The 24,684-nt window shown below is 66.5% G+C and carries 23 protein-coding genes; 8 read left to right on the top strand and 15 right to left on the bottom strand.

Annotation, left to right across the window (positions count from 1 at the left end; translation table 11 throughout):
* Positions 1-9: 9 nt before the first annotated feature.
* From pcaF to NFG57_RS02110, 4 genes are all read right to left on the bottom strand, one after another.
* Positions 10-1,215, bottom strand: coding sequence for a 3-oxoadipyl-CoA thiolase (pcaF, locus tag NFG57_RS02125; protein WP_108131170.1), 1,206 nt, complete (start codon positions 1,213-1,215; stop codon positions 10-12).
* Between the two features lie 87 nt (positions 1,216-1,302).
* Complete coding sequence (locus NFG57_RS02120; protein WP_331281207.1) at positions 1,303-2,070, bottom strand: CoA-transferase subunit beta; 768 nt, start codon at positions 2,068-2,070, stop codon at positions 1,303-1,305.
* Between the two features lie 8 nt (positions 2,071-2,078).
* Entirely contained in the window at positions 2,079-2,900 is an 822-nt protein-coding gene (locus NFG57_RS02115; RefSeq protein WP_348815251.1) for a CoA transferase subunit A, read from the bottom strand.
* A 183-nt stretch (positions 2,901-3,083) separates the two neighbouring features.
* Positions 3,084-4,472, bottom strand: a complete 1,389-nt coding sequence (locus NFG57_RS02110) for an adenylosuccinate lyase family protein (protein ID WP_348815250.1) — start codon at positions 4,470-4,472, stop codon at positions 3,084-3,086.
* A gap of 356 nt (positions 4,473-4,828) precedes the next feature.
* Between NFG57_RS02110 and NFG57_RS02105 the strand changes: the two genes are divergently transcribed.
* From NFG57_RS02105 to NFG57_RS02095, 3 genes are all read left to right on the top strand, one after another.
* Positions 4,829-5,620: an IclR family transcriptional regulator C-terminal domain-containing protein gene (locus NFG57_RS02105; RefSeq protein ID WP_348815249.1), complete on the top strand. Its 792-nt coding sequence runs from the start codon at positions 4,829-4,831 to the stop codon at positions 5,618-5,620.
* Between the two features lie 68 nt (positions 5,621-5,688).
* The gene (locus NFG57_RS02100; RefSeq protein ID WP_045991421.1) at positions 5,689-6,660 is read left to right on the top strand and encodes an AEC family transporter; all 972 of its coding nucleotides are present in this window, start codon (positions 5,689-5,691) and stop codon (positions 6,658-6,660) included.
* Between the two features lie 163 nt (positions 6,661-6,823).
* On the top strand, positions 6,824-7,747 hold the full coding sequence (locus tag NFG57_RS02095) for a DMT family transporter (protein ID WP_108448540.1): 924 nt from the start codon (positions 6,824-6,826) through the stop codon (positions 7,745-7,747).
* 7 nt (positions 7,748-7,754) lie between these two features.
* Here NFG57_RS02095 and aroQ read toward each other — a convergent pair whose 3' ends face one another.
* From aroQ to dacB, 4 genes are all read right to left on the bottom strand, one after another.
* A complete protein-coding gene (aroQ, locus tag NFG57_RS02090; protein ID WP_108131164.1) occupies positions 7,755-8,195 on the bottom strand; it encodes a type II 3-dehydroquinate dehydratase in 441 nt (146 codons plus the stop codon).
* A 248-nt stretch (positions 8,196-8,443) separates the two neighbouring features.
* Positions 8,444-11,419 (bottom strand): bifunctional [glutamate--ammonia ligase]-adenylyl-L-tyrosine phosphorylase/[glutamate--ammonia-ligase] adenylyltransferase, encoded by a 2,976-nt coding sequence (glnE, locus tag NFG57_RS02085; protein WP_348815248.1) that lies wholly within the window; start codon positions 11,417-11,419, stop codon positions 8,444-8,446.
* A gap of 147 nt (positions 11,420-11,566) precedes the next feature.
* Positions 11,567-11,941 (bottom strand): diacylglycerol kinase, encoded by a 375-nt coding sequence (locus NFG57_RS02080; RefSeq protein ID WP_045991417.1) that lies wholly within the window; start codon positions 11,939-11,941, stop codon positions 11,567-11,569.
* A gap of 37 nt (positions 11,942-11,978) precedes the next feature.
* Positions 11,979-13,457: a D-alanyl-D-alanine carboxypeptidase/D-alanyl-D-alanine-endopeptidase gene (dacB, locus tag NFG57_RS02075; protein WP_348815247.1), complete on the bottom strand. Its 1,479-nt coding sequence runs from the start codon at positions 13,455-13,457 to the stop codon at positions 11,979-11,981.
* 316 nt (positions 13,458-13,773) lie between these two features.
* On the opposite strand from dacB, the gene NFG57_RS02070 reads away from it, so the two are divergent.
* Positions 13,774-15,198, top strand: coding sequence for a mechanosensitive ion channel family protein (locus NFG57_RS02070; RefSeq protein WP_348815246.1), 1,425 nt, complete (start codon positions 13,774-13,776; stop codon positions 15,196-15,198).
* Here NFG57_RS02070 and NFG57_RS02065 read toward each other — a convergent pair.
* On the bottom strand, positions 15,192-15,623 hold the full coding sequence (locus NFG57_RS02065; RefSeq protein ID WP_083970209.1) for a multidrug efflux SMR transporter: 432 nt from the start codon (positions 15,621-15,623) through the stop codon (positions 15,192-15,194). The genes NFG57_RS02070 and NFG57_RS02065 overlap by 7 nt on opposite strands.
* Positions 15,518-15,934 (bottom strand): PACE efflux transporter, encoded by a 417-nt coding sequence (locus NFG57_RS02060; protein WP_348815244.1) that lies wholly within the window; start codon positions 15,932-15,934, stop codon positions 15,518-15,520. Before NFG57_RS02060 ends, NFG57_RS02065 begins: the two co-directional genes overlap by 106 nt.
* Before the next feature lie 113 nt (positions 15,935-16,047).
* Here NFG57_RS02060 and NFG57_RS02055 point away from each other — a divergent pair, with 113 nt between their 5' ends.
* The gene (locus NFG57_RS02055; protein ID WP_222568317.1) at positions 16,048-16,953 is read left to right on the top strand and encodes a LysR family transcriptional regulator; all 906 of its coding nucleotides are present in this window, start codon (positions 16,048-16,050) and stop codon (positions 16,951-16,953) included.
* A gap of 59 nt (positions 16,954-17,012) precedes the next feature.
* Here NFG57_RS02055 and NFG57_RS02050 read toward each other — a convergent pair whose 3' ends face one another.
* The gene (locus NFG57_RS02050; protein WP_045991412.1) at positions 17,013-17,702 is read right to left on the bottom strand and encodes a class I SAM-dependent methyltransferase; all 690 of its coding nucleotides are present in this window, start codon (positions 17,700-17,702) and stop codon (positions 17,013-17,015) included.
* A 543-nt stretch (positions 17,703-18,245) separates the two neighbouring features.
* Between NFG57_RS02050 and NFG57_RS02045 the strand changes: the two genes are divergently transcribed.
* From NFG57_RS02045 to NFG57_RS02035, 3 genes are all read left to right on the top strand, one after another.
* Positions 18,246-20,177 (top strand): beta-ketoacyl synthase, encoded by a 1,932-nt coding sequence (locus NFG57_RS02045; RefSeq protein WP_045991411.1) that lies wholly within the window; start codon positions 18,246-18,248, stop codon positions 20,175-20,177.
* Positions 20,177-20,656, top strand: a complete 480-nt coding sequence (coaD, locus tag NFG57_RS02040; RefSeq protein WP_045991410.1) for a pantetheine-phosphate adenylyltransferase — start codon at positions 20,177-20,179, stop codon at positions 20,654-20,656. Before NFG57_RS02045 ends, coaD begins: the two co-directional genes overlap by 1 nt.
* Positions 20,657-20,844: 188 nt before the next feature.
* Positions 20,845-21,093, top strand: coding sequence for a YfhL family 4Fe-4S dicluster ferredoxin (locus NFG57_RS02035; protein ID WP_045991409.1), 249 nt, complete (start codon positions 20,845-20,847; stop codon positions 21,091-21,093).
* Positions 21,094-21,230: 137 nt separating this feature from the next.
* Here the strand turns inward: NFG57_RS02035 and NFG57_RS02030 are convergent, their stop codons facing one another.
* The 4 genes from NFG57_RS02030 to NFG57_RS02015 all read right to left on the bottom strand — a co-directional run bounded on the left by NFG57_RS02030 (position 21,231) and on the right by NFG57_RS02015 (position 24,677).
* Positions 21,231-21,668, bottom strand: coding sequence for a TadE family protein (locus tag NFG57_RS02030; protein ID WP_124804980.1), 438 nt, complete (start codon positions 21,666-21,668; stop codon positions 21,231-21,233).
* Positions 21,669-21,671: 3 nt separating this feature from the next.
* On the bottom strand, positions 21,672-23,297 hold the full coding sequence (locus tag NFG57_RS02025; protein WP_348815242.1) for a pilus assembly protein TadG-related protein: 1,626 nt from the start codon (positions 23,295-23,297) through the stop codon (positions 21,672-21,674).
* A 154-nt stretch (positions 23,298-23,451) separates the two neighbouring features.
* Positions 23,452-23,871, bottom strand: a complete 420-nt coding sequence (locus tag NFG57_RS02020; RefSeq protein ID WP_348815241.1) for a DUF3613 domain-containing protein — start codon at positions 23,869-23,871, stop codon at positions 23,452-23,454.
* Positions 23,868-24,677 carry a tetratricopeptide repeat protein gene (locus tag NFG57_RS02015; RefSeq protein WP_348815240.1) on the bottom strand — a complete coding sequence of 270 codons (810 nt, stop codon included), beginning with the start codon at positions 24,675-24,677 and terminating at the stop codon, positions 23,868-23,870. The genes NFG57_RS02020 and NFG57_RS02015 overlap by 4 nt, the downstream gene beginning before the upstream one ends.
* Positions 24,678-24,684 lie beyond the last annotated feature (7 nt).

The raw sequence follows: 24,684 nt of genomic DNA, 5'->3' as shown, positions 1-24,684 counted from the left end.
CCTGTTCCTCTATACCCGTTCGATCAGGGTGGCGATGCCCTGGCCCACGCCCACACACATGGTGCACAAGGCGTAGCGCTTGCCGCTCCTGTTGAGCTCGTGGGCGGCGGTCATCAACAGGCGCGCCCCGGACATGCCGAGCGGATGGCCCAGGGCGATGGCCCCGCCGTTGGGGTTGACCCGGGGATCATCGTCGGCGACGCCGAGGTCGCGCAGACAGGCCAGGGCCTGGGCGGCGAAGGCTTCGTTGAGCTCGATCACGTCGATCTCATCGATCGTAACGCCGCTGCGCTCGAGCAGCCTGCGCACCGCCGGGACCGGGCCATAGCCCATGATGCGCGGTTCCACCCCGCCGGTGGCCATGCCGACGATACGCGCCATCGGCACCAGGCCATGGCGCTCCACCGCCGCCTGGCTCGCGACCAGCATGGCACAGGCGCCGTCGTTGACCCCGGAGGCGTTGCCGGCAGTGACACTGCCATTGTCCTTGAAGGGGGTCGGCAGGGCGGCCAGCTTCTCCAGGGTGGTACCGGCGCGAGGATGCTCGTCGATGTCGAACACCAGCGGCTGCTGCTTGCGCCGGGGGATCTCGATGGGGGTGATTTCCTCGGCGAAGCGACCCTCCTGCTGGGCCCGCGCGACCTTTTGCTGGGAGCGTACGGCAAAGGCGTCCTGATCGGCGCGGGAGATGTCGAACTGTTCGGCTACATTCTCGGCGGTCTCGGGCATCGAGTGGGTATCGTGAAGCTTCTTCATCAGCGGGTTGACGAAGCGCCAGCCGATGGTCGTGTCCTCGATCTGCTGCCCCCGGGAGAAGGCGCCTTCCGCCTTGCCCATGACGTAAGGCGCCCGGGACATCGACTCCACCCCGCCGGCCAGGGCCAGATCCATCTCGCCGGCCTTGATCGCGCGCATGGCGGTGCCTACCGCATCCATGCCGGAGCCGCACAGACGATTCATGGTGGTACCGGGCACCGAGGTCGGCAGACCCGCCAGCAGCGCCGACATGCGCGCCACGTTGCGGTTGTCCTCGCCGGCCTGGTTGGCACAGCCCATGAAGACCTCTTCGATGGCGCCGGGATCAAGCTCTGGCGCCTGGGCCAGCACCGCCTTGAAGATGTCGGCGGCCAGGTCGTCGGGACGCACGCTTGCCAGGGTGCCACCGAAGCGCCCGATGGCGCTGCGACGGGGATGACAGAGAAAGACGTCGGTCATGTCGGACTCCTTGGTCACCCCGCGCACTGGCGCGGGGTGTGTCGGGGAAGGGGCGAAATGGAGGTCTGGTTGAGGCTGACGGGCCGGTTACTGGCCGCTGTGGGCACGATCGGTGCGCGCCTTCAGCTCACGCAGCACCTCGAGCTCATGGGCACTGGGGACCGGCGTGGTCTCGAGTTCGGCGGCGAAACGAATGTCCCAGCCGGTGGCCTCCTGGACCTGCTCGCGCGTCACGCCGGGATGCAGCGAGACCACCGTCAGTTCACGATCCTCGGGGTCCGGCTTCATCACGCACAGGTCACTGATCACGCGAGTCGGCCCCTTGCCGATATTGGGTACGCCGTCGCGTCCCTTGCCGTCGCGGCCGAAGCCCAGGGTGGTGATGAAATCGACGTCACGCACGAAGGCCCGCGGCGAGTGCTTCAGGGTGATGAACACTTCACCTGCGTTGGTAGCGATCTCCGGCGCCCCGCCGCCACCGGGCAAGCGTACCTTGGGTGCGGTGTAGTCGCCGATCAGGGTGGTGTTGAGGTTGGCGTAGCGATCGATCTGGGCGGTTCCCAGAAAGCCCACACTGACCTTTCCGCCCTGCAGCCAGTAGCGAAACATCTCCGGCACCGACACCGTGGTCAGCGCCGACTCGCACAGCTCGCCATCGCCGATCGACAGCGGCAGCACGTCCGGCCTGGTCTGCAGGGTGCCGGATTCGTAGATCAGCACCACCTCGGGGGCATGGGTCAGTCGCGCCAGGTTGGCGGCCTCGGACGGCAGGCCGATACCGACGAAACAGGTCATGCCGTTTTCCAGCGCCCGGGCGGCGGTGACCGTCATCATCTCGCTGGCGCTGTAGTCGATTGCGGTGCTCATCGGGCGTCCTCCGCGGTGTTCATGATGTTGTCGTCGATCCAGCGGGTGAAGGCTTCACGGTCGCGGGCGATGGCGTCCCACTCCTTGTAGAAGCGGTTGTCACGCGGGTAGTAGCCGTGAGCGTAGGACGGCAGCGAGCCCTTTTCGGCCACGGCGATGGCGTCGATGGCCCAGCCTGGGATCACACAGGCGTTGGGGTGGGTGTCCAGGTCATCGACGATCTCCTCGACGGTGACGATGGCGCGGCTGGCTGCCAGCACCGCTTCCTTCTGCACCCCGATGATGCCCTCGATCAGCACATTACCGGCACGGTCGGCCTTCTGGGCGTGAACGATGGAGACGTCCGGGCGCACCGAGGGCACCGCCGCCAGGCGCTCGCCGGTGAAGGGGCACTCGATGAACTTGATCTGGTCATTGACGTTGGGTAGCTCGCTGCCGACGTAGCCGCGCAGCACCGCCAGCGGCAATCCGGCGGCGCCGGCCTCGAAGGCGCAGGCCATGGCGGCGTGGCTGTGCTCGAGAATCTCGACCTTCTGGGGCCAGCCCTTTTCCACCGCATCACGCAGGCGATGGAGCGAGCCGACGCCAGGGTTGCCCCCCCAGGAAAAAATCACCTTCTTCACGCAGCCGGCACCGATCAACTGGTCGTAGACCAGGTCCGGGGTCATCCGAATCAGGGTGAGGTCGCGCCTACGCTGGCGAATGACCTCATGCCCGGCGGCGAAAGGAATCAGGTGGGTAAAGCCTTCCATGGCGACGGTGGCGCCGTCATGGACGTAGCGCCTTACCGCTTCGTCAAGACTCAGGATCTCGGCCATGTGGGTTGCCTCTGTTAACGATGAACCAATGCGGTGGACAGAACAGCCTTGTTCGCTATGTGAACGTAGGTTTGTTATACGAACAAGTTACTGCTGATCGTCAGGGCCGTCAAACGCAAAAAGGGCGGGAACGGCATACGCCGCTCCCGCCCCTTCTCGTTCTTCTACCGATCAATCAACGTGTTAGCGTTGCTCCAGCCACTCCCTGGCCTTGCTGACCTGTTGTCGACTGCTACCAATGTATAACGCCGGATCGGTGGCGGCCTTGAGCTGCTCGACACTGATATCGGGGGGCTGCCGGGGAGCCTCACTGCTCTGCTCTGCGGTGGATGGCTCGCCCGCCTCCGCCTTCAGCACCTCGTGCAAGACCTCGTGATAAGGACGCCCCTGGCGGCGCGCGGTCTCGGCAGCCTCGGCCGCCAGCGCCTTGGCCCTGTCGCTGCCGAGGTGGGGTGTCAGCAGGCGCGCCACCGGCTCGGCCATGATCGCGCCGCCGGTCAACGCCAGGTTGGCGGCCATGCGCTCAGGATGTACTTCGAGTCCTTCCAGCAGGGTTGCCGCCTGCTCCAGCGCCCCTTCCACCAGCAGCACCGATTCGCTGAGCGGTGCCCACTCGGCGTGCCACTCGCCGAGGCCCCGTTCCAGCGGCTGGGCCACGGCACCGATGATCACCGTGGTGTGGCCGTGCACCCGACGCGACGCGCCGCGAATCAGGGCGCAGCGTACCGGATTGCGCTTGTGCGGCATCGACGACGATTCGCCCATGCCAGGGGCGCTCGGCTCGCTGACTTCGCCAACCTCTGTCTGGGTCAGCAGGGCGACGTCCAGCGCCAGGCTCTCCAGCGCCCCGGCGACGGCGTCCAGGGCGGTCTGCAAGGCATGGATCGGCTGGCGGTCGGTATGCCAGGGCTGTACCGGGCAGGACAGGCCAAGCTCCTCGGCCAAGGCCTGCATCAGCTCGACCCCCTGTTCCCCCCAGCCCGAGTGCACCCCCACTGCACCGCCGAACTGCACCGGCAGTCCTTCGGCGGCGATATCCCCAAGCCGGCGTCGCGCGCGCTCGAGCCCGATGCCCCACTGGGCCGCCTTGACCCCAAAGGTCATCGGCAGCGCTTGCTGCATCAGGGTACGGCCGACCATGGGCGTCTGCTCGTGGTCACGCATCAGCGCGAGAACCGCGTTGCGACAGCGCTCGAGCAGGCCATCCAGGCTCGCCAGGCGCGGCGTCAGCAGGTGCATCAGCGCCGAATCCACCACATCCTGGCTGGTCGCCCCCTGGTGCCAGCACGCCTTGAGCTCGTCCGGCAACGCCGCTCGCCCGGCCTTGACGAAGGGGATCGCCGCGTTGCCGCCGCTGGCGATACCCCGGGCGATGGCCGCGGTGTCAAAGTCATGATGCTCAAGCGCCGCCGCCATGCGCCCGGCGCTGCCCGCTGGCAGTGCGCCGACACCTTCCTGGACGCGCGCCAGGGCGAGTTCGAAGGCCAGCATCGAGGCCACCAGGTCATCGTCGCGACAGGCTTCCAGGGCACTCTGGCTCATGAATGGATGGCTCAGCAGGGCGTCGGACATGGCAAGGTTCCTCTTCTTCTGGGGAGCGAATGGGGCGTATCGACCGGGGCGAGTTCAAGGGGATAGCAGCGAGGAGGCAACGACAAGGACACGCGATGGCGACAGCGTGGCCGCTCCACCAATAGTCGCACAGGTGTTCGCACCTCGAACAAGCATGCTAGATTATCGACAACACGGGAGCAAACCGTCGCCCACAGAAGACGAATGTCTTCTTGCTGCCATGACATCGGGGACCGTATCCGGACGCTGCCCTGCTATCATCGTCGCTCGGGCTGTACAACGCTCTCACGTCGTGGCGCTCGATCACTGCAACACTAGATCTTAGTGACACTCGAATCTGAAAAAAGGACACCTCGATGGATACGGCACCGGCCGACGCCGCCCTGAGCCCGGATGACCGCGACTTCGTCACTGCCCTGGCCAGCGGCCTCGACGTCATTCTGGCCTTCGACGAGGCCCACCCTCGGATGACCTTGAGTGAGGTGGCGACGCGCACCGGCATGAACCGTGCCCGCGCCAGACGCTTTCTACTGACGCTGCATGCCCTGGGCTATGTGCGCAAGGACCATCGCCACTTCGAGCTGGCGCCGCGGGTGCTCAAGCTCGGCTACGCCTTCCTGTCCGCCAACAACTATCAGCACCTGATCCAGCAGGTGCTCGAGGACATCACCACAGAAAGCGGCGAATCCTCTTCTCTTGGCGTACTCGACGGCGATGAGGTCACCTATGTGGCTCGCTCGGCGTCGCGTCAGCGGCTGATGGCCATCACCCTGTCGGTGGGCACGCGGCTGCCCGCCGCCTACACCTCGATGGGGCGCATGCTGCTGGCACAGAAGACCGACGACGAACTGGATGCCTTTATCGAGCGCACCACCCTCGAGCGCTTCACCGACAAGACGATTACCGACAAGGCTGAGCTCAAGCGCGCCATCCTACAGGCTCGCCAGCAGGGCTATGCCATCGTCGATCAGGAGCTGGATTCTGGGCTGCGTTCGTTGGCAGTACCCGCCTTCGACGCCAACGGCGAGCTGATCGGTGCGATCAATATCAGCACCAACGCCGCCAGAATCGACCACGTCACCTTGCTTGAGCGCTACCTGCCGCTGCTCCAGGCCAAGGCTCGCCAGATTCGTGCCAACGTGAGCTGATCGTCTTTGTCTGAGCGCACTGGGGACAGGCGCATATGGAGAAGTATGACAATGGCAGGGAGGCCTGAATGCTAGCGATACTCTCCATCACCACACCGATCTTTCTGCTGATCGGCGTCGGCTTTCTGGCCCGGCGCTGGAACCTGGTATCGCCGGTGCAGCTCTCCGGTGTCGCCAACTTCGTGCTGTATGCTGCGCTGCCGGCACTGATCCTCGGCGCCCTGACCCGCAACTCGCTTGGCGAGGTGATCAGCCTACCGCTGCTGGCAGCCTACGCCCTGGGTTCCGTGGCCACCTTCGTCGCCTGCCTGTGGCTGCCGCGCAATCGCCAAAAGAAGTCCCCCACCGAGCGGGCCATCCAAGCCCTTGGCATGTCCGCCTCCAACAGCGGCTTTGTCGCCTACCCGATCGCTGCCCTGGCGCTGGGTCAGGCGGCGGCGGGTATCATCATGGTCCACACCATGATGGTCGAAATCCTGCTGGTGATTCCCGGCGCACTGGTACTGGCCGAGGTCGGTCAGCAGCGCGACACCCGCGCCGGTGATGCCCTGCGCCAGACCCTGACCAGGCTTGTCCGCAACCCGATCCTGATCTCGCTGAGCCTGGGGCTAGCACTGGCGGCACTGGGAATACGCCTGCCGGCGACGCTGGATCGCACCATCGAGCTGCTGGCCGGCGCCGCCGGGCCCGCTGCGCTGTTCGTCATCGGCGGCACCCTGTACGGCCTCAAGATCCGCGGCATGGTCAAGGACATGGGCCAGATCATGCTCGGCAAGCTGGTCCTCCACCCGCTGCTGGTGCTGGGCATGCTACTGGCCTTCCAGACCGTCCTGGCACCCTTGCCCCCCCTGATCTTCGCCGGCGCCATGATCTTCGCCGCCTGCCCGATGATCAGCATCTACCCGCTGATCGCCCAGCGCTTCGGCATGGAGGGCGTGGGTGCCGCAGCCCTGATGGCAAGCACGCTATCAAGCTTTGTGACTCTTAGCGTTGTCCTGTGGGCGCTATCACACACCGGCCTGATGCCGCTGCTTGGCTGAACCTCCCGCGGTGCCGACAACTGACTGAGGCCTGATGCCCAACCCTGGCTGACTCGCTGGCGACCGACTGCTGGCTCACGTACCATGAAAGGCATCATTTAGCTTGCTACTTTTTTGTCGGCGCAGAATGTCGCCGTCCCGCTTCGACCGCCAACGGCCCGCCATGTCCACACCTTCATCGACACCAGACACTACGCCCCTGACGCCGCCCCAGGCCCTCAATCGCGACCGGCCGATGAAGGGCATCGCCTTCATGCTGGCGGCGGGGCTCCTGTTCTGCATGCTCGACACCGGGGTCAAGACTCTGGCCCAGGACTATTCGCCGGTGCAGGTGGTTTGGGCGCGCTACGTTGGCCATATGCTGGTGCTGACCGGCTACCTGGTCTATCTGGGACGTGGGCCGGGCATGGCCATGCTGAAGACGTCATCCCTGGGCGGCCAGTTCGTTCGTGGCCTGCTGCTGCTGGGGGCCAGCACCTTCGCCTACCTGGCCTTTCGCACCCTGCCGATCCTGCAGGTCTACGTCATCAACTTCAGCTCGCCGCTGCTGGTGACCCTGCTGGCGATTCCGCTGCTCAAGGAGCGGGTCGGCTGGCGCCAGTGGCTGGCGATCCTGGTGGGCTTCGGTGGGGTGGTGATCTGCGTGGGCCCGGTGGACTGGCGCGCCAACCCGGCGATACTGCTGCCCTTCGGTCTGACCGCCTGTTTCGCCCTCTACCAGCTGTCTACCCGACGCTTCGGGCGCGAGGACCATCCCCTCACTTCGCTGTTCTACGCGGGCCTTGCCGGCGCCCTGGTCAGCTCAGCGGTGGTTCCGGCCTTCTGGACCCCGGTGGCACTGGGAGATCTGCCGCTGTTCGTCTTCGTCGGCCTGATGGGCGCCGCCAGTCAGCTCACACTGATCCTGGCCATGCGCTACGCGCCGGCCTCGCTGGTCTCGCCCTTTCTGTACCTGCAGATCGTCTGGGCGGCGCTGTTCGGCTTCATCTTCTTCGGCGACGTGCCACGCCCGGAGACCTGGATCGGCGCGGCGCTGATCAGCGCCGCCGGCATCACCCTGGCGCTGACTCGGGGGCGCGATCGCTGATCCGGCGTCAGCCCTTTCTGATCACTGCATCCAGGGCGGCGTGGTAGCCCTGACTGCCGAGCCCGGCGATGACGCCATCGGCACGCAGCGAGACGTAGGAGTGATGGCGGAAGCTCTCGCGCTTGTGCACGTTGGAAAGATGCACCTCGATCACTGTGCCGTCGAAGGCGTTCAGGGCATCGAGGATCGCCACCGAGGTGTGGGTGTAGGCCGCCGGGTTGATGATGATGGCGACGGTGCCATCGAGACGCGCGGCGTGGATGGCGTCGATCAGCTCACCTTCGTGATTGCTCTGGCGACTGGCGAGCTCCCAGCCTTCGAGCACGGCGTGCTCGCGCAGCGCGTTGTCGATATCGGCCAGGGTCTCGTGGCCGTAGATCTCGGGCTCACGTGTGCCCAGCAGATTGAGGTTGGGGCCATGCAGCACCAGTACCTTGCCACTCATCAAGGATTCTCCTTCAACTGTTCACGCCGGTGGTGGGCAAAAAGAGAGACGGCCTGCTCGTCGGCGGCACGCTTTCGTTCATCCTCACAGAACTGCTTGAAGGCGTCCACGCCCAGCTGGCGCGAACCGACAGCGAGGTGCGACGCTTGAATCCACAGGCATGTCGCTTCACCAGGTGTTTGACCTGTTGCCCAGACGTGCCTCGCCCTCTTGCGGTGTGCCACTCGAGCGCGGCTGGACCCCGCCGTCATTCACCCCTGTTTAGGCTCGAGCCAGGCTTTCCAGGCCTCGATGATGGCCCGGCGGTGGTCCTTGAACGCCTCGACGTCGCCCCGGGCGCTTTCCCGCGTCAGGGCGGCGCGGTGGTTGGCGCTGCGCGCGGCCAGGTAGGCGTCACGCAGCGCCTGGGCCTCGCCGGCCTCGAGATGGTCGGTCTCCTCCAGGGTCTCGAGGATGCGCATGTTGTCGCTGAAGCGCATCAGCTCCGGTGTCTGGTGGGATAGCGCCAGCACCGCGTACTGGCACAGGAACTCGATGTCGACCATGCCGCCGGGGTCGTGCTTGAGGTCGAAGGTATCGTCGGAGCCCTTCGAGCCCAGGTGATCGCGCATCTTGTGGCGCATCTTGACCACCTCCTCGCGCAGCGCCTCGCGATCGCGCTCGCGGCCGAGGATCTCCCGGCGCACCTCTTCGAAGCCTTCGGCCAGGGTCGCGTCGCCGGCCACCACCCGGGAGCGCACCAGCGCCTGGTGCTCCCAGGTCCAGGCCTGCTCGCGCTGGTACTCGGCGAAGGCCTTGAGCGGGCTGACCAGCAGACCGGAGTTGCCCGAGGGGCGCAGCCGCATGTCGACCTCGTAGAGCGAACCGGCCGGCGTCACCGCCGACAGCAGGTGGATGATGCGCTGGCCCAGCCGGGTGAAGAACACGGTGTTGTCGATCACGCGCTTGCCGTCGGTCTCGCCCTGGGAGGCGCAGTCATGCAGGAACACCAGGTCGAGATCCGAGCCGTAGCCAAGCTCGATGCCGCCAAGCTTGCCGTAACCGACGATCAGAAACTCCGGCGCTTTACCGGCGCGCTCGCCGTCCTTGCCCAGTGGATAGCCGTGCTTGCGGGTCAGGGTCTTCCAGGCCATGGCCAGCACGGCGTCGAGGATCACCTCGGCGATGTAGGTGAGGTAGTCGCTGACCTTCATCAGATGGCGGGTGCCGGCGATGTCCGAGGCCGCCACGTGCAGCACCTGGGCGTGCTTGAACACCCGCAGTGCCTCGAGCTGGGCTTCCTCGTCGTCCTCGGGAATCCGCGCCAAGGTCTGGCGCAGCTCGTCGGCCAGGCGCGCCTTGTCCGCCGGGGTGTAGAGGGTGTCCGGGGTCAGCAGCTCGTCGAGCAGGATCGGGTAGCGGGCGATCTGTTCGGCGATCCAGGGACTTGCGCCGCACAGCTTCATCAGGTGGCCCAGGGCGTCGGGGTTCTCGCGCAACAGCGCCAGGTAGGCGGTGCGCCTGAGCACCGCCTCGATCAACGGCAGCACCCGCTCAAGCGCCGCATCCGGGGCCTCGCTCTCGGCCACCGCGTCCAGCAGCATCGGCATCAGTGCATCGAGGCGCTCGTAGCCCACCCGCTGCATGGCCTGAACCTGGCGTGACCCGGCCAGTCCCTTGATTCGCTTGAGTGCGGTGGCGGCATCGTCGAAGCCGGCGTCCTGCAGTGTCGCCTGGGCCTCGTCGTCGTCCGGCTCGCCGCGCCATAGCTGGCGCCAGGTATCGAGACTGGCACCCTCGTCGACGCCATCTTCCTCGACCTCGTCCTCGGGGTCGCTGATGACCGCGTCGAAGTGCTTGCGCACCCGCCCACGCACTTCGTCCAGGCGCGCCATCAGCGCCGGCCAGCCCTGGGCGTTCATGGCCAGCGCCACCCGCTCGCGGTAGAGGTCGTCGTCGGGCAGCGCCTGGGTCTGGCGGTCCTCGAGGGCCTGGATGGCGTGCTCCAGGTCGCGCAGAAAGGCGTAGTCCGGCAGCAGTTCGTCGATCACTTCCTGGGGCAGCAGGCCCAACTCCGGCAGCCGCTGCATGGCGGTCTTCAGCGAGGTTACCTGCAGCTCCGTATCCCGCCCGCCGCGGATCAGCTGAAACGCCTGAACGATGAACTCCACCTCGCGGATGCCGCCGGGCCCCAGCTTGATATTGCCCTGCATGCCCTTGCGACGGACCTCGCGATTGATCATCGCCTTGAGTTCGCGCAGCGACTCGATGGCGCCGAAGTCCAGGTACTTGCGGTAGACGAAGGGACGGATGCTCGACAACAGCTCATAGCCGGCGTCGATATCGCCGGCCACCGGGCGCGCCTTGAGCATGGCGTAGCGCTCCCACTCGCGGCCCTGATCCTGGTAGTAGCCGGCCAGCGAAGAAAAGCTGCCGACCAGGGGCCCACCGTCACCCAGCGGGCGCAGGCGCATGTCGACGCGAAAGACGAAGCCGTCGGCGGTCACCGGGTCCAGCGCCGAGATCAGCTTCTGACCGAGCTTGGTGAAGTACTCGACGTGGTCCAGCGACTTGCGCCCACCTTGGGTCTCGCCCTTCTCCGGGTAGGCGAAGATCAGATCGATGTCGGACGACAGGTTCAGCTCGCCGGCGCCCAGCTTGCCCATGCCGAGCACCACCAGGCGCTGTTCGCTGCCGTCCTCGCGCGGGGCAGGACGCCCCCAGCGGGCCTCGACAAAGCGCTCGAGCCAGCCAAGCGCCCCTTCCAGGCAGACCTCGGCCAGGCGCGACACCGCGGCACCGGTGGCCCAGGCGTCGACGCCCTCGGGGCGGTTGATGTCGCGCCACACGATGGCCAGCATGCGCGCTGCTCGAAAGCGCCGAATCGCCGCCTGCATGGCGGCTTCATCCTCGGCGGCCTCGAGGCCCTCGTCGAGCAGCTGCCTGAGCGCCTCGGGCGTCAAGGCACGATCCAGCTCACCGCTGGAGTCCAGGCAACCCAGCCACTGGGGATGGCGACACAGGGTCTCGCAGGCGAACTCGGAGATCGCCAGCACCCGGGCGAGCTCGACCCGGCGATGGGGCTCCAATGCCTGATAAAGTTCGCCGGGGGGCTCATTGCCGCTCATTTCGGCGACGTTGTCTGCCTGTTCGAGCCGCGAGGCAAGGCGCTCCCAGGCGGCATCCAGGGCACCGACAAGGGCGGTGGGGATGTCGTCTCGGGGCAAGAAATCCTGGCTCAGCTGCATGGCGGCTCTCCTTGTTCACTCGTCGCCCCCGTGCGCAGATCACGGCGGGCCTGGGCCTGTGCTCCTCCCCTGAGCATACTCAAGCCCGGGCCTGTGAGCACGGTCCCTTGGGCCATCAGGCAAGCCCGGTCGTGTGAGCACGGCCGCCTATGCCATCAGGAACTTCTCCACGGCCAGCAGCCCCCAGGTCAGCCCCGCCATCGCCAGTGACAGCATCACCGCCGCCGAGCCGATGTCCTTGGCCCGACCGGACAGCACATGGCGCTCGGGGCCGATGCGATCGACCACGCTCTCGATGGCACTGTTGAGCAGTTCCACGATCAGCACCATGAAGCAGCTACCGACCAGCAGGATCCACTCCACCGGGGTGTCACCGATCCACCAGGCCAGCGGTACCAGCACCAGGCACAGCGCGAGCTCCTGACGAAAGGCGGATTCGTGACGAAAGGCGGCCCGCAGGCCCTTGAGCGAGTAACGCGTCGAGTGAATCAGGTGGCGCCAGCCGGTGTGTCCGGGCTTCATGAGGGTTCCTCGTGGCGAAAGGGGCACTCCCGGCCCCTCAGTGGTTGGCAATCATGCGGTCGAGATCCAGGGATACCAGGTCAAGGACCCTGGCCCAGCTGATGTAAGGGGTGTTGGCGGTGCCGTTGACCAGCACGGTGAAAACGCCGAAGCGGTGGCTGGCGGTACGGAAGTAGCCGGTTACCGCGCGTACCGCCACCGGCTGATTGAGGGTGCCGGTCTTGAGCGTCACGTGGCTCTGGAAGGTCGGCGAACCGCGCCGGATAAAGCGCATGGGGCCGTTGGTCGGGGCCTGCAGGCCGGCGTTGAACACCGGGAACAGGTCCGCCCGCCCGAACATGTACTCGAGCAGGGCGTTGCCGCCCCGGGCCGAGATCTTGTTGCCGGTGGTCAGGCCGCTGCCGCTTTCCAGGGTCACCTCGCCGTGGCCAGGCACCCGGGCGACAAAGGCCTCCAGCGCCGCACCGGCCTGATCGAGTTCGACCCGCGGCCCCTCCACCAGATCCAGCGCCAGCACATCGGCCATGTAGTTGTTGGAGTAGTTGAGCATGCGCAGCAGGATCTCCTGCAGCGGCTTGCCGTCCACCGCTGCAAGGCGACGGGCGCCGCCGGGGGGCGCCTCGCTGCTGGTGGCCACGCCGCCTTCGACGAGGATGCCGGAGCGCGCCAGCATGGCGTTGAGGGTCGCCGCCGTCTGGGCCGCCGGATCGGCGCTGGCACGGTAGACCTCGCGCGGCAGGGCGTTGGACGAAATCTGGCCGCTGACCGTCAGGGTCTCGCCTTCGGCGCCATTGACCCGGGTCGCCTGCAGGCTGGTGCCGGCGTTGGCGCCCTGGGTGGTGACCCTGTTGTTGACCGCGAACAGCGGCGCCTGGCTGTTGCAGCCGGTGATACGCGCCGGGCCGCCGACGGCGCCAGGCGCCACCTGCACGCACCAGCTACCGTAGTTGACCCCGGCCGACGTCAGCAGCGCGCTGTAGGCGTTGTCGGAGCGCTCGCGGGCGGTGCAGCGATCGATGGTCCGGCAGGTCACCGGACCGAAGCGCCATTGACTGACCACCAGCCGTCCGGTCACCCGGCGCACCCCGGCCTGGTGCAGACGCTGGGCAAGGCGCCACAGGTCCTCGCTGGTCAGGCTGGGATCGCCTCCCCCCACCATCACCAGATCGCCGGCCAGGGTACCGTCGCTTCCCGGGCGCGCGGTGCTGACGAGCTCGGTGGTGAAGCGATGCTGCGGGCCCCAGGCATCCAGCGCCGCTGCCGCGGTGTAGACCTTGGTCACCGAGGCCGGGGTGAGCTGGCGCTCCGGGGTCAGGCTGCCGAGGGTCTCGCCGGGCGCATCACCGGTGCCGAGCAGACGTGCCTCGGCACTGATCAGAAAGCCCTGCTTGGATAATTCGGCCAGATTGCCGAAGCCGGCGGCCTGCGCCGAGGCGGCGGACAACAGCGAGAGGCACAACGCCACCAGGGCGGAAACGAGGAGAACGGGCCAGGCGAATGGCGAGCGAGGCGACATGAAGACTTCCCTGCGATGAACGGGCGTTGCGCCCATGCGGCGCAACGAGGGCCGAGTCTACCGCCTGGCGTCCAAGGATTCGACTATAGCTTGATGACATGACCACGCACGCTCTCTACGCCACCGGGCCGGCGGCGGATCGGTGACGATTCTCGCAATCCTCGGAGAACCACCCGCCTTCTTCGACCGACGTCACCCGACGCACGACCGCGCGTATCGACGAGCAGAAATAGCGCCAGCCAAGCACAGCCTGCAGTGGCTAAGCCAGGCAAATACCAGCATGCTGAGAAGCGACTTGCATTCGTGGAGAAAGGCCATGCGCGGGATCCTGTACGTACTGATCCTTGGCACCATGCTTGGCAACGTCGTACTCGACAGCAGCGCACGTGCCCAGGAGGCGCCGAGCGTCGAGGGCACCCAGACGATCGCGGTCTCCGAGCGCACCGAGGATGCCGATATCGAACGTCGATTGACCGGCATTCTGGCCTCGGCCGGCTGGTATCGTAGTCTCGCCGTCGAGGTCAAGGAAGGCATCGTCTACCTGGACGGTGCGACGGCCTCGGGGAACCACCGCGACTGGGCCGGTTCCCTGACCGCCAAGACCGAGGGCGTTGTCGCCGTCGTCAATCGCATCGAGGTGCAGCCCGAATTCACGCTGTCGCTGACGCCGGTCATCGACGAACTTGGGCGCTTTGGCCGCGAGGCGTTGACCTATGTACCGCTGGCCTTGCTGGCGTTGCTGGTGCTGCCGCTGGCCTGGCTGCTTGCACGCCTGGTCTCGGCGCTGGCCAGGCGTCTGTTGCGCAAGCGTGTCGCCTCGCCCTTTCTACGCCAGGTGCTGGCCCGTGCCATCGCCCTTCCTGTGTTGCTGCTCGGCATCTATCTCATCCTGCAGGTCGCCGGGTTGACCGGCCTGGCGTTCTCCGTGGTCGGCGGCGCCGGCATGATCGGCATTGTCGTATCCTTTGCCTTTCGCGACATCGCCGAGAACTTCCTGGCCACGCTGATCATGTCGATACGCCAGCCCTTTCGTCGCGGCGACTGGATCACCGTCGCAGAGCACAGCGGAATCGTGCAAAGCATGAACGCCCGCTCGACGGTGCTGCTGTCTGCCGAGGGCAATCATATTCAGATTCCCAATGCCACGATCTTCAAGACGATCGTCATCAACTACTCCACCTCACCAGGCCTCAGGACCAGCGTCGATATCGGCATCGGCTACGATGACTCTGTCACCCATGCCCAGACGCTGATCCATCAGGTTCTGACCGCGCACGAAGCGATCATCGCGCACCCCGAACCCATGGTACTGGTCGATGCCCTTGGCGCATCCACGGTCAATCTCAAGGCCTACTTCTGGTTTGACGGCCAGACCATCGCCGGCGTCAAGCTGCGCTCGGCAGTACTGCGCCAGATCAAGAACACCTTGACCGAAGCCGGTATCTCGATGCCGGACGAGGCCCGGGAAATCATCTTTCCCCAGGGTGTACCCGTCGTTTCCCCATCAGAAGTCTCCGCCGTCGAGCCGCCTCAGGGAGTCGCGACACCGTCCACGACAGCACCGAGCAACGTCGTCCCGGCCAGTGACAGTGCCGACGTCACCAGTGCCGAAGGCGGCCTCGAGACCGAACGCCGGGCCATCGAGCAGTCCATCGGCACTACGACGCCGCCGGAAGGCCGCACCGACCTGCTGGGCGGCAACGACTCAACCCGGTCACACGACGAACCACCCCATCAGTGAGAGGACACCGAGGAAAACAGCTGAATGACAGCGACACCTCCCACGATCATGGCCAATCCGATCACCGCGGGAAGGTCTGGCTTCTCGCCGTAGACCACGATACCCACCAGGGTCACCAGCACGATGCCAAGCCCCGCCCAGAAGGCGTAGGCGATGCCTACCGGCACGCTGCGCAGCACCAGTGACAACAAATAGAAGGCCGCCAGGTAGCCGACCACCACCACCACGCTTGGCCACAGCCGGGTGAACTCGTTGGAGGCCTTGAGCGCTGAGGTGGCGATGACCTCGGCCACGATGGCGAGCGCCAGGTACAAGTAGCTCATCCGTTTGCTCCGTGGAGTCGACGTTCGACGATGCGGTCGAACAGGGAATTGAAGACCATGGCATAGACCAGAAAGAACAGCATGAAGCCGGCGTCGAGCCAGAATGCCTCGACCAGGCCGATCTCCATCCACCAGGCCACCGCCGGCAGGGTCATGATCAGAAGCCCGGTCTCGAAGCCCATGGCCTGGGCAAAACGCTGGGACAGGGTGCGCCGACGGGTCGGTAGCCAGCGATCGAACAGCCAGTTCCAGACCAGGTTCCAGAGCATGGCGGCGGTGGCCAGCCCCGCCGCCAGCACGCCCATCTCGCCCAGACCGTGGCCTGTCAGCACGCTGGCCAACGGGGTGACGATCACCAGCCCGCCGAGTTCAAACGACACCATATGGACCAGGCGTTCCTTGAGCGACCGCATTTGACTACCCCCGCCGACGGCATGATGACTATCGATGGATCGCTATTCTAGTGACTTGGACGATGGTTACCAGGTAGCTACTATCAGGTTTTACGATAGGTGAGACCCACCCCATGCACTGGACCCTGGATCAGCTACGCCTGTTCATTGCCTGCGCCGAGCGTGGCTCCTTCTCCGCCGCGGCGCGCCACCTTGGCCGCGCCCAGTCGGCAGTGAGCACCGCCATCGCCCATCTCGAGCTCGATCTGGCCTGCGAGTTGTTCGACCGCAGTTCGCGCTCGCCAACCCTGACCCCGGCGGGTCAGGCGCTGCTGCCGGAAGCCAGGGCGGTACTGGCCCAGTGCGAGCGCCTGAATGCGCGAGCCGCGACCCTGTCCCAGGGCGAGGAGGCCCAGCTGGTGGTGGCGATCCACGAGGCGCTGGTCGAGATGCCGCCGGTGGATGCCACCCTGGAGGCACTGGCGCAACACTACCCGGCGCTATCGCTGACCCTGCTCTACGGCGCCCAGGGCGACGTCGCCGACTGGGTCGAACAGGGCACCGCCCATCTCGGCATCCTGTTGAGCCAGGCCCACACCGCCGGCCCGCTGGAAGGCCAACGTATTGCCCACCTGCGCCAGCGCTGGGTGGCGGGTAGCGACCACCCCCTGGCCAGCGTCCACTCGGTGACCCGTAGCGAACTGGCCCATCATCGTCAGCTGATGATCGCCTCGCGCCAGCCAGACCGTCAGGCCGAACAACCGTTGAGCCCCCAGCACTGGCGACTCAACAGCTTCTACTCCATGGCCGAGTTGACCGCCCGCGGGCTTGGCTGGTCGCTGGTACCGGAGCACATCGCGCACTATCCGCCCTTCCGTCGCCAACTGGTCGAGCTGACCGGACCGGGGCTCGGCGAGCCCCCCACCATCGAGGTGGAGACGGTGGCCCGCCGCGACGCCGCCCGTGGCCCCATCGCCAGCTGGCTCGCCCGTACCCTGGGCGAAAGCTTCCGCGCGCTGGAGCACAGTTCGTCCCGGTGAGCCATTTGCCGTGCCCCCCCCCTGATAGAGTGCCGGCCTGGGAGTCGGCGAGTGGCCGCTTACATGCCGGGCATCAGCCCCGGGCGATGGTCAAGGTTGACGACCAGGTGCCACAGCGGCTGGTGGTGCTCGTGGTACTTGCGCTCGAAGTGGGTGAGCGGGTCATCGCCGGGGTCGAAGGGCCCCAGCGGTGTGGTGACGCCGGTGGCCCGGGACACGGCGATGGCGAACTCCTCGATGTACAGACGCCAGTTGGAGCGCACCTCGAGACGTCCGCCCAGGCCGACGATGGCGGGAAATACCGGATGCCCGTGCCAGCGCAGCTTGAGCTGCACCGACTTGGGATAGGGGTTGGGGTACAGCAGGTAGTGGCGCTCCGGTCGCCAGCCTTCGGCCAGCGCCAGCCGCCAGAAGTCGACCAGGTCGGCGCGCACCAGCAGGGCGTTGTCCGGCAGCCGGCCGTGGTCCCGCGACAGTCGATCGGCGCTGCGATCGACGCCGATCACGCAGTGCTCGGGAAACCGCTCGGCCAGCTTGCGGGTCGACAGCCCGACCCCACAGCAGGCGTCGAGAATAAGCCCTCGCTCACCCTGAGCCCTGCGCCAGGTCTCGGCCTCGGCGAAGGCTTCACGGGTGTGCTCGGCCAGCGGCTTGCGCCAGACATGGGACAGACCGCGACTGACCCGACGCGGCAGGTCCTCGTGGGGGCCGGTCTGGTTCGAGGTGACGATGCGGGGGGCGTCGGACATGGGCGATCTCGGGCAGTGGAAACGGCGAGGCGAAGACCTGGTCTTGCCCTGGCGTGCAGTGTATCAAGTGCCTCACGCGTAAGCAGGGGCTTACACCGCAGGACTCGTCCCGCCTTCACCATTCACGTTGTCGAGCGAGACCAGGCGCGAGCCCCGGCGCCAAGCCTTTCTCCCCCTTGGCTTCACCGAAACGCGCATGACTGAGGCAAGACCAAGTGCTAACATCGCTGGCCTGAATCCCTCTCCCATGGCAATATCGAACGGCGTTTTGCTTGGGGCGCACGCGGCATCGCGCGAGGCACGACTCCTCGCCGCCAGAATGGTGAGGTTCAGGCTCCTCTCGACCGACGCTTGCAGGCGATCGTCACGCTATCGCTGCAAGGCAACACGAGAGTCGAGCCGTCTTTACCTCGTTCACGGACAGCCAGGCTGTCCGGGGCTGTCGCAGCGCCCTTCAATGTCGTTTCTCCGCTCCGAGAGCGAGCCTTTCACCCGCTTCAATACGAGGACTCCGGCTTGTCACACTTACCGGTGATCGTGGGCATGGGCGGCGTCAACCCGGCCGGCCGTACCTCGGGCCACCAGGCCTTCCGTCGCACCGTGCTCGACGCCCTTCCCGAGGCCGAGCAGACCTCCACCCTGCTCGGCCTGGCGGCGATGATGCGCCTGGCGCACTGCGACGCCGACCAGCGCTGGCACAACGCCCAGGGGCAGGTGCTCGATGCCGCCCAGCTGGCGCAGGAGACCCGCGACCAGGTGCTCAGTCACACCCTGATTCGTCGCATCGAGGATCCCCGTTTCAATGACGAGGGGCTGCCCGCCAATCGCCGCGCCAACCTGGCGCTGGAATCGCCGTTGACCTTTCGCCTGCGCCGCAGACAGCTACCGGACAACCTGCCGCCCACCTGGCAGGTGCGTGAGGTCGATCGCCATCATCTGGAAGTCACGGTACCCGCCGGCCAGATGGACGTGATGCTGCCAGAGACCCGCCAGGCCCAGGTCCGTGCCGCAGGCCAGTTGCCCAGCGGCTTCGACCCGAGTCAGCTCTACCGCAGCGTGCACCACCCGCGCGGGCTTTCCATGGCGGTATTCGCCGCCAGCGACTGCCTCGGTGACAGTGGACTCGACTGGGACTCGCTGCGCGACCGCCTGGACCCGGACGCCATCGCCGTCTATGCCGGCAACTCCATCGGTCAGCTCGACGACGAGGGCTGGGGAGGCCTGCTCAAGAGCTTCGTCTCGGGCAAGCGCGCGACCTCCAAGCAGATGCCGCTGGGCTATGGCCAGATGCCCGCTGACTTCCTCAATGCCTATGTGCTGGGTAGCGTCGGTGCCACCGGCGCCGCTCTGGGCGCCTGCGCCAGCTTCCTCTACAACCTGCGCCTGGGCATCGACGACATCAGAAGCGGCCGCCGCCGCATCGTCATGGTCGGCACCTCGGACGCCCCGATCACCCCCGAGATCATCGAGGGCTTTCGCACCATGGGGGCGCTGGCCGACGACGACAGCCTCAAGGCGCTGGACGCCCTGGAGCTTCTGACCGACGCCGACTACCAGCGCGCCAGCCGTCCCTTCGCCCGTAACTGCGGCTTTACCATGGGGGAGTCCAGCCAGTTCGTGATGCTGATGGACGACAGCCTGGCGCTGGAAGTGGGTGCCGATATCCTGGCCGCCGCACCGGAGGTGTTCGTCAACGCCGACGGCTGGAAGCGTTCGATCTCGGCCCCCGGCATCGGCAACTACGTGACCTTGGGCAAGGCCTGCTCGCTGATTCGCGACATGCTCGGCGAGACCAGCCTGCGAGAACGCAGCTATATCCACGCCCACGGCACCTCGACGCCGAAGAACCGCACCACCGAGTCCCATGTGTTCGACGCCGTGGCCAAGGCCCACGGCATCACCGACTGGCCGGTGGTGGCGATCAAGGCCTACCTTGGCCACTCCCAGGGCAGCGCCGCCGGCGACCAGCTCACCAACGCCCTGGGCAGCTTCGCCTACGGTCTGCTGCCGGGCATCTGTACCCTCGACCGGGTCGCCGACGACGTCCACGCCGAGCGCCTGCGACTGTTCAAGGACACCCAGGCGTTCAAGGCCGACGCCAGCCTGATCAACGCCAAGGGCTTTGGCGGCAACAACGCCACCGGGGTGCTGATCTCCCCCGAGGCCACCGAACGGCTGCTGGCCAAGCGCCACGGCGCCGATGCCATGGCCGCCTGGCGCGAGCGTCGCGAGGCGACCCGGGCCCAGGCCGCCGTCTACCACCAACAGGCCGATGCGGGACACTTCGCCGTGCGCTATCGTTTCGGTGAAGGCGTGCTGGAAGGCCCTGAGCTTGAGGTCGGTGCCGACAGCATCCACATCCCCGGCTACCAGCAGCCGGTGTCGCTGAGCGTGGACAATCCCTTCGGCCGGCTCGACGAAGCCGGCGACGAGCTGGACACGCCGTTCGCTGACGAGAGACAGGAGAAGAGGTGATGACCACCGCCATCTATCCTGGCACCTTCGATCCCATCACCAATGGCCACTATGACCTTATCGAGCGCGCCTCGCGGCTGTTCGGCAAGGTGGTGGTGGCCATCGCCTCGAGCCCTGGCAAGGGCCCGACGCTGGATCTGGACACCCGTCTGGCGCTGACCCGAGAGGTGGTTGCCTCCCTTGGCAACGTCGAGGTGGTGGGCTTTTCCGGCCTGATGACGGAGTTCATGAAAGAGCAGAACGCCCGGGTGCTGCTGAGAGGCCTGCGCGCCGTCTCCGACTTCGAGTACGAGCTGCAATTGGCCAACATGAACCGCGCCCAGATGCCGGACCTGGAGACCGTGTTCCTGACCCCGGAGGTGGAGAACTCCTACATTTCCTCCACTCTGGTGCGGGAGATCTCTCGGCTGGGCGGCGACATCTCGAAGCATGTGCACCCCAAGGTCGCACAAACCCTGCGTAGCCATTACAATACTTGACCATCACACTGGGAATTGACCTCGGCGCGCTGCGATCAGGCCGTGGTCTTCCCGTTGATCCCGAACTCCAGGGTGGCTATCGGCCATGCTGAGCCCCCGTGCAGCCTGCCCGGCCCCCTCGCGACGGCGAGATTCCGGCGGCACGCTGCCTTGGCCCTGTGGCCACGACTCTGCGCGAGGACCCCCCAATGTCACTGATGATCACCGACGAGTGCATCAACTGCGACGTCTGCGAACCGGAATGCCCCAATGGCGCCATTTCTCCCGGCGAGGAGATCTACGTCATCGACCCCAACCTGTGCACCGAATGCGTGGGCCACTATGACGAGCCCCAGTGCCAGCAGGTGTGTCCGGTGGACTGCATTCCGCTGGACCCGGAGCGGGTCGAGAGCCATGATCAGCTGATGGAGAAGTACCACATCATCACCGCTGCCTGAGTCCGGCAACGAGCCAAGTCTGCTCGACGACGCAAGCCACGACCCGCACACCACCTCTCGCAAGCCACGACCCGCAAACCTCCGCGAGCCGCCCAAGGGCGGCTCGTGTCGTTTCAAGGCCAGGGGCGGCACGCCGGCTAGAGCTTGATCACCGCCCGCCCACTCAAGGCGTCGGGCAGATCGGGGACGCTGATGCCCGCCACGCTCAAGGTCTTTATCGAAAGCGAGCGCTCAAGACACACCGTCAGGGTGTCGTCCTCGATCGCCACCCTGGCACCTTCGATGCAGCCAGGGGTATCGTCGGCGAGCCAGCCCATGGCCTCGATGCTGTCCAGCACTCGCTGGGTGGCCTCGGCCAGCATATCCTCGTCGGCGAGCCAGGGGGCGCTCGCCACCACCGCGGCAGACCTGGCCGCCTCGCTGGTCACCTGGGTCAACTGGTGCTGCTGCACCATGGCCACCGAATAGCTGACCAGGGCGTACAGCAACAGCAGGAAGATCGGCAGCACGATGGCAAACTCGATGGCCACTGCTCCGCCCTGGCGGCACGCTCGCGTGCCCTTGCCTCTATGCATGGTCTAGGTTCCTCCTCGACAGCCGGCCTGGGTTGCCTCGCAGGCAGTCAACGACTCGACGCCTCCGGCGTCCACCGCCAGCACCCGCACCTCCAGGGTGTTGATACCGATGCCCAACCCCTCGAGCAGCGGCTCGAGCAGTATCGTATTGACGTCCGTAAGGGTCCCGGACAACAGCGCCGAGAGCCCCAGGTCTGATAGCAGGCCGCTGAGCACGCCGGTCAGTTGAGCCCCCCCCTGGTCATCGAACTCCGCCCCCTTCTGCGCTGGCCAGCGGATGAGCTGCGTGGCATCACCAGTCCCGCCGGAGCGCACGGTCTGCGAAACCGAGCCGATGCCGAGCAATCCAGTACCCTCCACCGACTGGGTGACCTCGAGCAATTCGCGCCTGGCGGCGAGCGTCAGCGCGAGGCTATCGTCCGCTGGGGCCAGTGAACCGATCGCCGCCTTGCCACTGGCCCCGGTCACTCGCGTGCTCGCCTTCACACCGATCAGCCCAAGAACATTCAGCTCGACATCCAGCGCCACCCCGAGCTGGGCATTGCGTGCCACGCTGCGATAGCAACTGGAAGGTGCACAATCGCTCGCGAGGCTTGCTACTGCGGGCCCCGGAGGGCCCACGGCGATGCTCGGCGGCGAGATAACGTCGAGTTCAAGCGAGATATCGGCAAGGCCTAGCCCCAGGCCGACAACAAGCGGAGAGAGATCGGCCAAGCCGAGGCTGACGCCATCCTGCTGCTTGCTGGTCGTCAGCAGCAGCGCCCCTTCGAGCAGATCCCGGACCGGAACGCGTGCTTCGAGCAAGGATGTCATCGACACTTCGCCGCTGGTATCGATCGCCAGCAGCTCGCCCAGGGTGAAGCTCTCGCCTGGCGCGTCGCCAAGCACCGGGTTGCCACCCGCCAGATCCAACACCGATGCCAGTCGACTGCCCAGCGTGTGCAGATCCAGGGGTTCGTTCAAGGTCTGGGCCAAGTTCTGAGTCAGGCCCTCATCGAGGTCGACGTCCAGCGCTTCCACGTCCAGCACCTCGCCCAGGCTGACGTCCAGGCCCACGCCGTCATCTGCACCCAGCACGGTGAGATCGAGACTCCCCCCGATCAGCTTGCCGAGCAGCGCATCGAGCAGCGTCGACTCGCTGGTATCGAGCGCAAGCAGGCGGGTGCCGGCGCTCAGGGTCACCACCGCGGTTCGCCGCGCCACACCGCTGGCCTGGAGCATGACCAGATCTTCCACCTCGTTCCCGAGCAGCTCTCCCAGGTTGGCCAGCAGGCTGCTGGGCACCTGGCGGTTCAGGACCACGCTGACGGCGTTGGCCAGTCCCGCCTCGTCATAAAAAGCACCTTCATCGTCCAGCGCCCCCTGGGTCACCGCCAGAGTGGCCTCGCCCTGTTCGCTATCGGCGCCCACGACGACTCCGTTGGCCGCGGCGGCGGCGATGGCGGCCTGGCGCAGCTCTCCCGAGCGGCACGCCTCGCCCTGAAACAGCGCGTCGCAGCCTGCTGCCGTCGAGACCGCCGCCAGGTCGGCAGCCTGCTGAAGTCGGCGCTGCTCGAGATACAGGCGACCGGCGTCCAGTGCCAGCGTCACCACCACCACCAGCCCCACCAGCAAGAAGGCGGTCATCACGCCGATGGCGCCACGCTGGGATGCTGGGCCACACCTGCGCTCCTTCGCTCGCCCAATCGCCTGAGCACGATCGTCCGCCGACCAGCCGGTTCTGGCCTTTCCGGTTACGTGATTCGGCCAGGGCTCAACCCGCGGCGACGGCGCCATGGCACGTCTAGTCCTCGCCAAAGCCCGTCTCGATATAGCGCTCAGGAATCGGGTGGCCGAAGCTGTCCACATAGCGCTGGTAGATCTGACCTTGCACCTTGCCAGAAAGCGCCTGGGGCGAGGGTGACGCCAGGCGCCCGTCGCGCTGGACGGCCAGTAGCGTGCGGGTACGCTCGCCGAAGGGATCCCGGGTGGCCGGCAGGCGCACGACCTGCGACGAGGCAACGGCCTGGGAGCTGGCCTGCGCGGTTCCTGTCTGCTGCGCGCTGGCGCTGTCGGGCCAGAACACCAGCGCTAGGCTGACCAGCAGGCAGATAAGGGCGACGGTGACCAGCGTTCGCGGCTCGAGCAAGGTCTTTTTCGACAACAGGTTCGACAGCATGGACAGGCGCTCCTTGCACGGATGGATGGATCGACGAGGCTTCATGACTCTTCACTCTCGGCCTGCGCCCCCGGACGTGATACCGACGGCGATGCCGAGCCCGATGCAGAGAGCTCTGTGGCTGCAGCGCTATCGCGCACGCCCACCAGCCTTGCATCCACACCGAAGTGCCGGGCGGCGTCGGCGGCACGCTGCCGCTGTCCGCTGCGGCTCAGCGCCAGCACCAGATTGGCGGCGGCCTGCTCGTGCCCCGAGTCCAGCTCGAGCGCGGTGCGGAACTCCTCGGCGGCGGCCCGATTGTCCCCCGCCAGCATCAGCAGATAGCCCAGGTCGTTGCGAATGCGTGGATCGATCGGCCGTGTCTGGCGGGCTTCGCGCATCAGCGCCAGCGCCTGCTCACGCCGTCCCTCACTGAAGGCATTGCGGGCCAACCCGCGATAGCCGTCCGCGGCCAGGCAGGTGCCCAGCAGGGCCTCGTAGGCCCGGTCGCTGGCGACAGTGTCGCCGACGGCGCGTAGCGCCTCGCCCTCAAGCCGCCAGGCCAGCGGTAGACCATAGTCGCCGGCCTCTAGATGGGCCGCGGCCGAGCGCGGCTTGTCGTCGTCCAGCATGCGCTGGATCAGCGACAGCTCGACGCCGATCTCGGCGTCGTAGCGTCGGCCGCAGGGGCCGACGCTCTGCTCCGGGGCGGCCCGCGAGATGTCCGGCGACAGCGCGCCCAGCGCCGCCATCGACGTTGGGCCATCCGGTGTACTCGAGCATCCGGTCATCAGCACCACACCGGTGGCCAGCCACAGGCGACGCATCTTCGGTGATGGCGAGCGCTTGTTCAGCGTTGTTGTCATGCGCATGGGCGCC

The sequence above is a fragment of the Halomonas sp. H10-59 genome (genome assembly GCF_040070555.1).
GTDB lineage: Bacteria > Pseudomonadota > Gammaproteobacteria > Pseudomonadales > Halomonadaceae > Halomonas > Halomonas litopenaei.
This window is presented reverse-complemented; position numbering and strand designations above follow the sequence as displayed.

Bases quoted from the DNA above. Each gene is read 5' to 3' on its own strand.
- pcaF (WP_108131170.1), bottom strand. From the start codon at position 1,215: ATGACCGACGTCTTTCTCTGTCATCCCCGTCGCAGCGCCATCGGGCGC.
- NFG57_RS02115 (WP_348815251.1), bottom strand. From the start codon at position 2,900: ATGGCCGAGATCCTGAGTCTTGACGAAGCGGTAAGGCGCTACGTCCAT.
- NFG57_RS02110 (WP_348815250.1), bottom strand. From the start codon at position 4,472: ATGTCCGACGCCCTGCTGAGCCATCCATTCATGAGCCAGAGTGCCCTG.
- NFG57_RS02105 (WP_348815249.1), top strand. From the start codon at position 4,829: ATGGATACGGCACCGGCCGACGCCGCCCTGAGCCCGGATGACCGCGAC.
- NFG57_RS02100 (WP_045991421.1), top strand. From the start codon at position 5,689: ATGCTAGCGATACTCTCCATCACCACACCGATCTTTCTGCTGATCGGC.
- NFG57_RS02095 (WP_108448540.1), top strand. From the start codon at position 6,824: ATGTCCACACCTTCATCGACACCAGACACTACGCCCCTGACGCCGCCC.
- glnE (WP_348815248.1), bottom strand. From the start codon at position 11,419: ATGCAGCTGAGCCAGGATTTCTTGCCCCGAGACGACATCCCCACCGCC.
- NFG57_RS02080 (WP_045991417.1), bottom strand. From the start codon at position 11,941: ATGAAGCCCGGACACACCGGCTGGCGCCACCTGATTCACTCGACGCGT.
- dacB (WP_348815247.1), bottom strand. From the start codon at position 13,457: ATGTCGCCTCGCTCGCCATTCGCCTGGCCCGTTCTCCTCGTTTCCGCC.
- NFG57_RS02070 (WP_348815246.1), top strand. From the start codon at position 13,774: ATGCGCGGGATCCTGTACGTACTGATCCTTGGCACCATGCTTGGCAAC.
- NFG57_RS02060 (WP_348815244.1), bottom strand. From the start codon at position 15,934: ATGCGGTCGCTCAAGGAACGCCTGGTCCATATGGTGTCGTTTGAACTC.
- NFG57_RS02055 (WP_222568317.1), top strand. From the start codon at position 16,048: ATGCACTGGACCCTGGATCAGCTACGCCTGTTCATTGCCTGCGCCGAG.
- NFG57_RS02050 (WP_045991412.1), bottom strand. From the start codon at position 17,702: ATGTCCGACGCCCCCCGCATCGTCACCTCGAACCAGACCGGCCCCCAC.
- NFG57_RS02045 (WP_045991411.1), top strand. From the start codon at position 18,246: ATGGGCGGCGTCAACCCGGCCGGCCGTACCTCGGGCCACCAGGCCTTC.
- coaD (WP_045991410.1), top strand. From the start codon at position 20,177: ATGACCACCGCCATCTATCCTGGCACCTTCGATCCCATCACCAATGGC.
- NFG57_RS02035 (WP_045991409.1), top strand. From the start codon at position 20,845: ATGTCACTGATGATCACCGACGAGTGCATCAACTGCGACGTCTGCGAA.
- NFG57_RS02030 (WP_124804980.1), bottom strand. From the start codon at position 21,668: ATGCATAGAGGCAAGGGCACGCGAGCGTGCCGCCAGGGCGGAGCAGTG.
- NFG57_RS02020 (WP_348815241.1), bottom strand. From the start codon at position 23,871: ATGAAGCCTCGTCGATCCATCCATCCGTGCAAGGAGCGCCTGTCCATG.
- NFG57_RS02015 (WP_348815240.1), bottom strand. From the start codon at position 24,677: ATGCGCATGACAACAACGCTGAACAAGCGCTCGCCATCACCGAAGATG.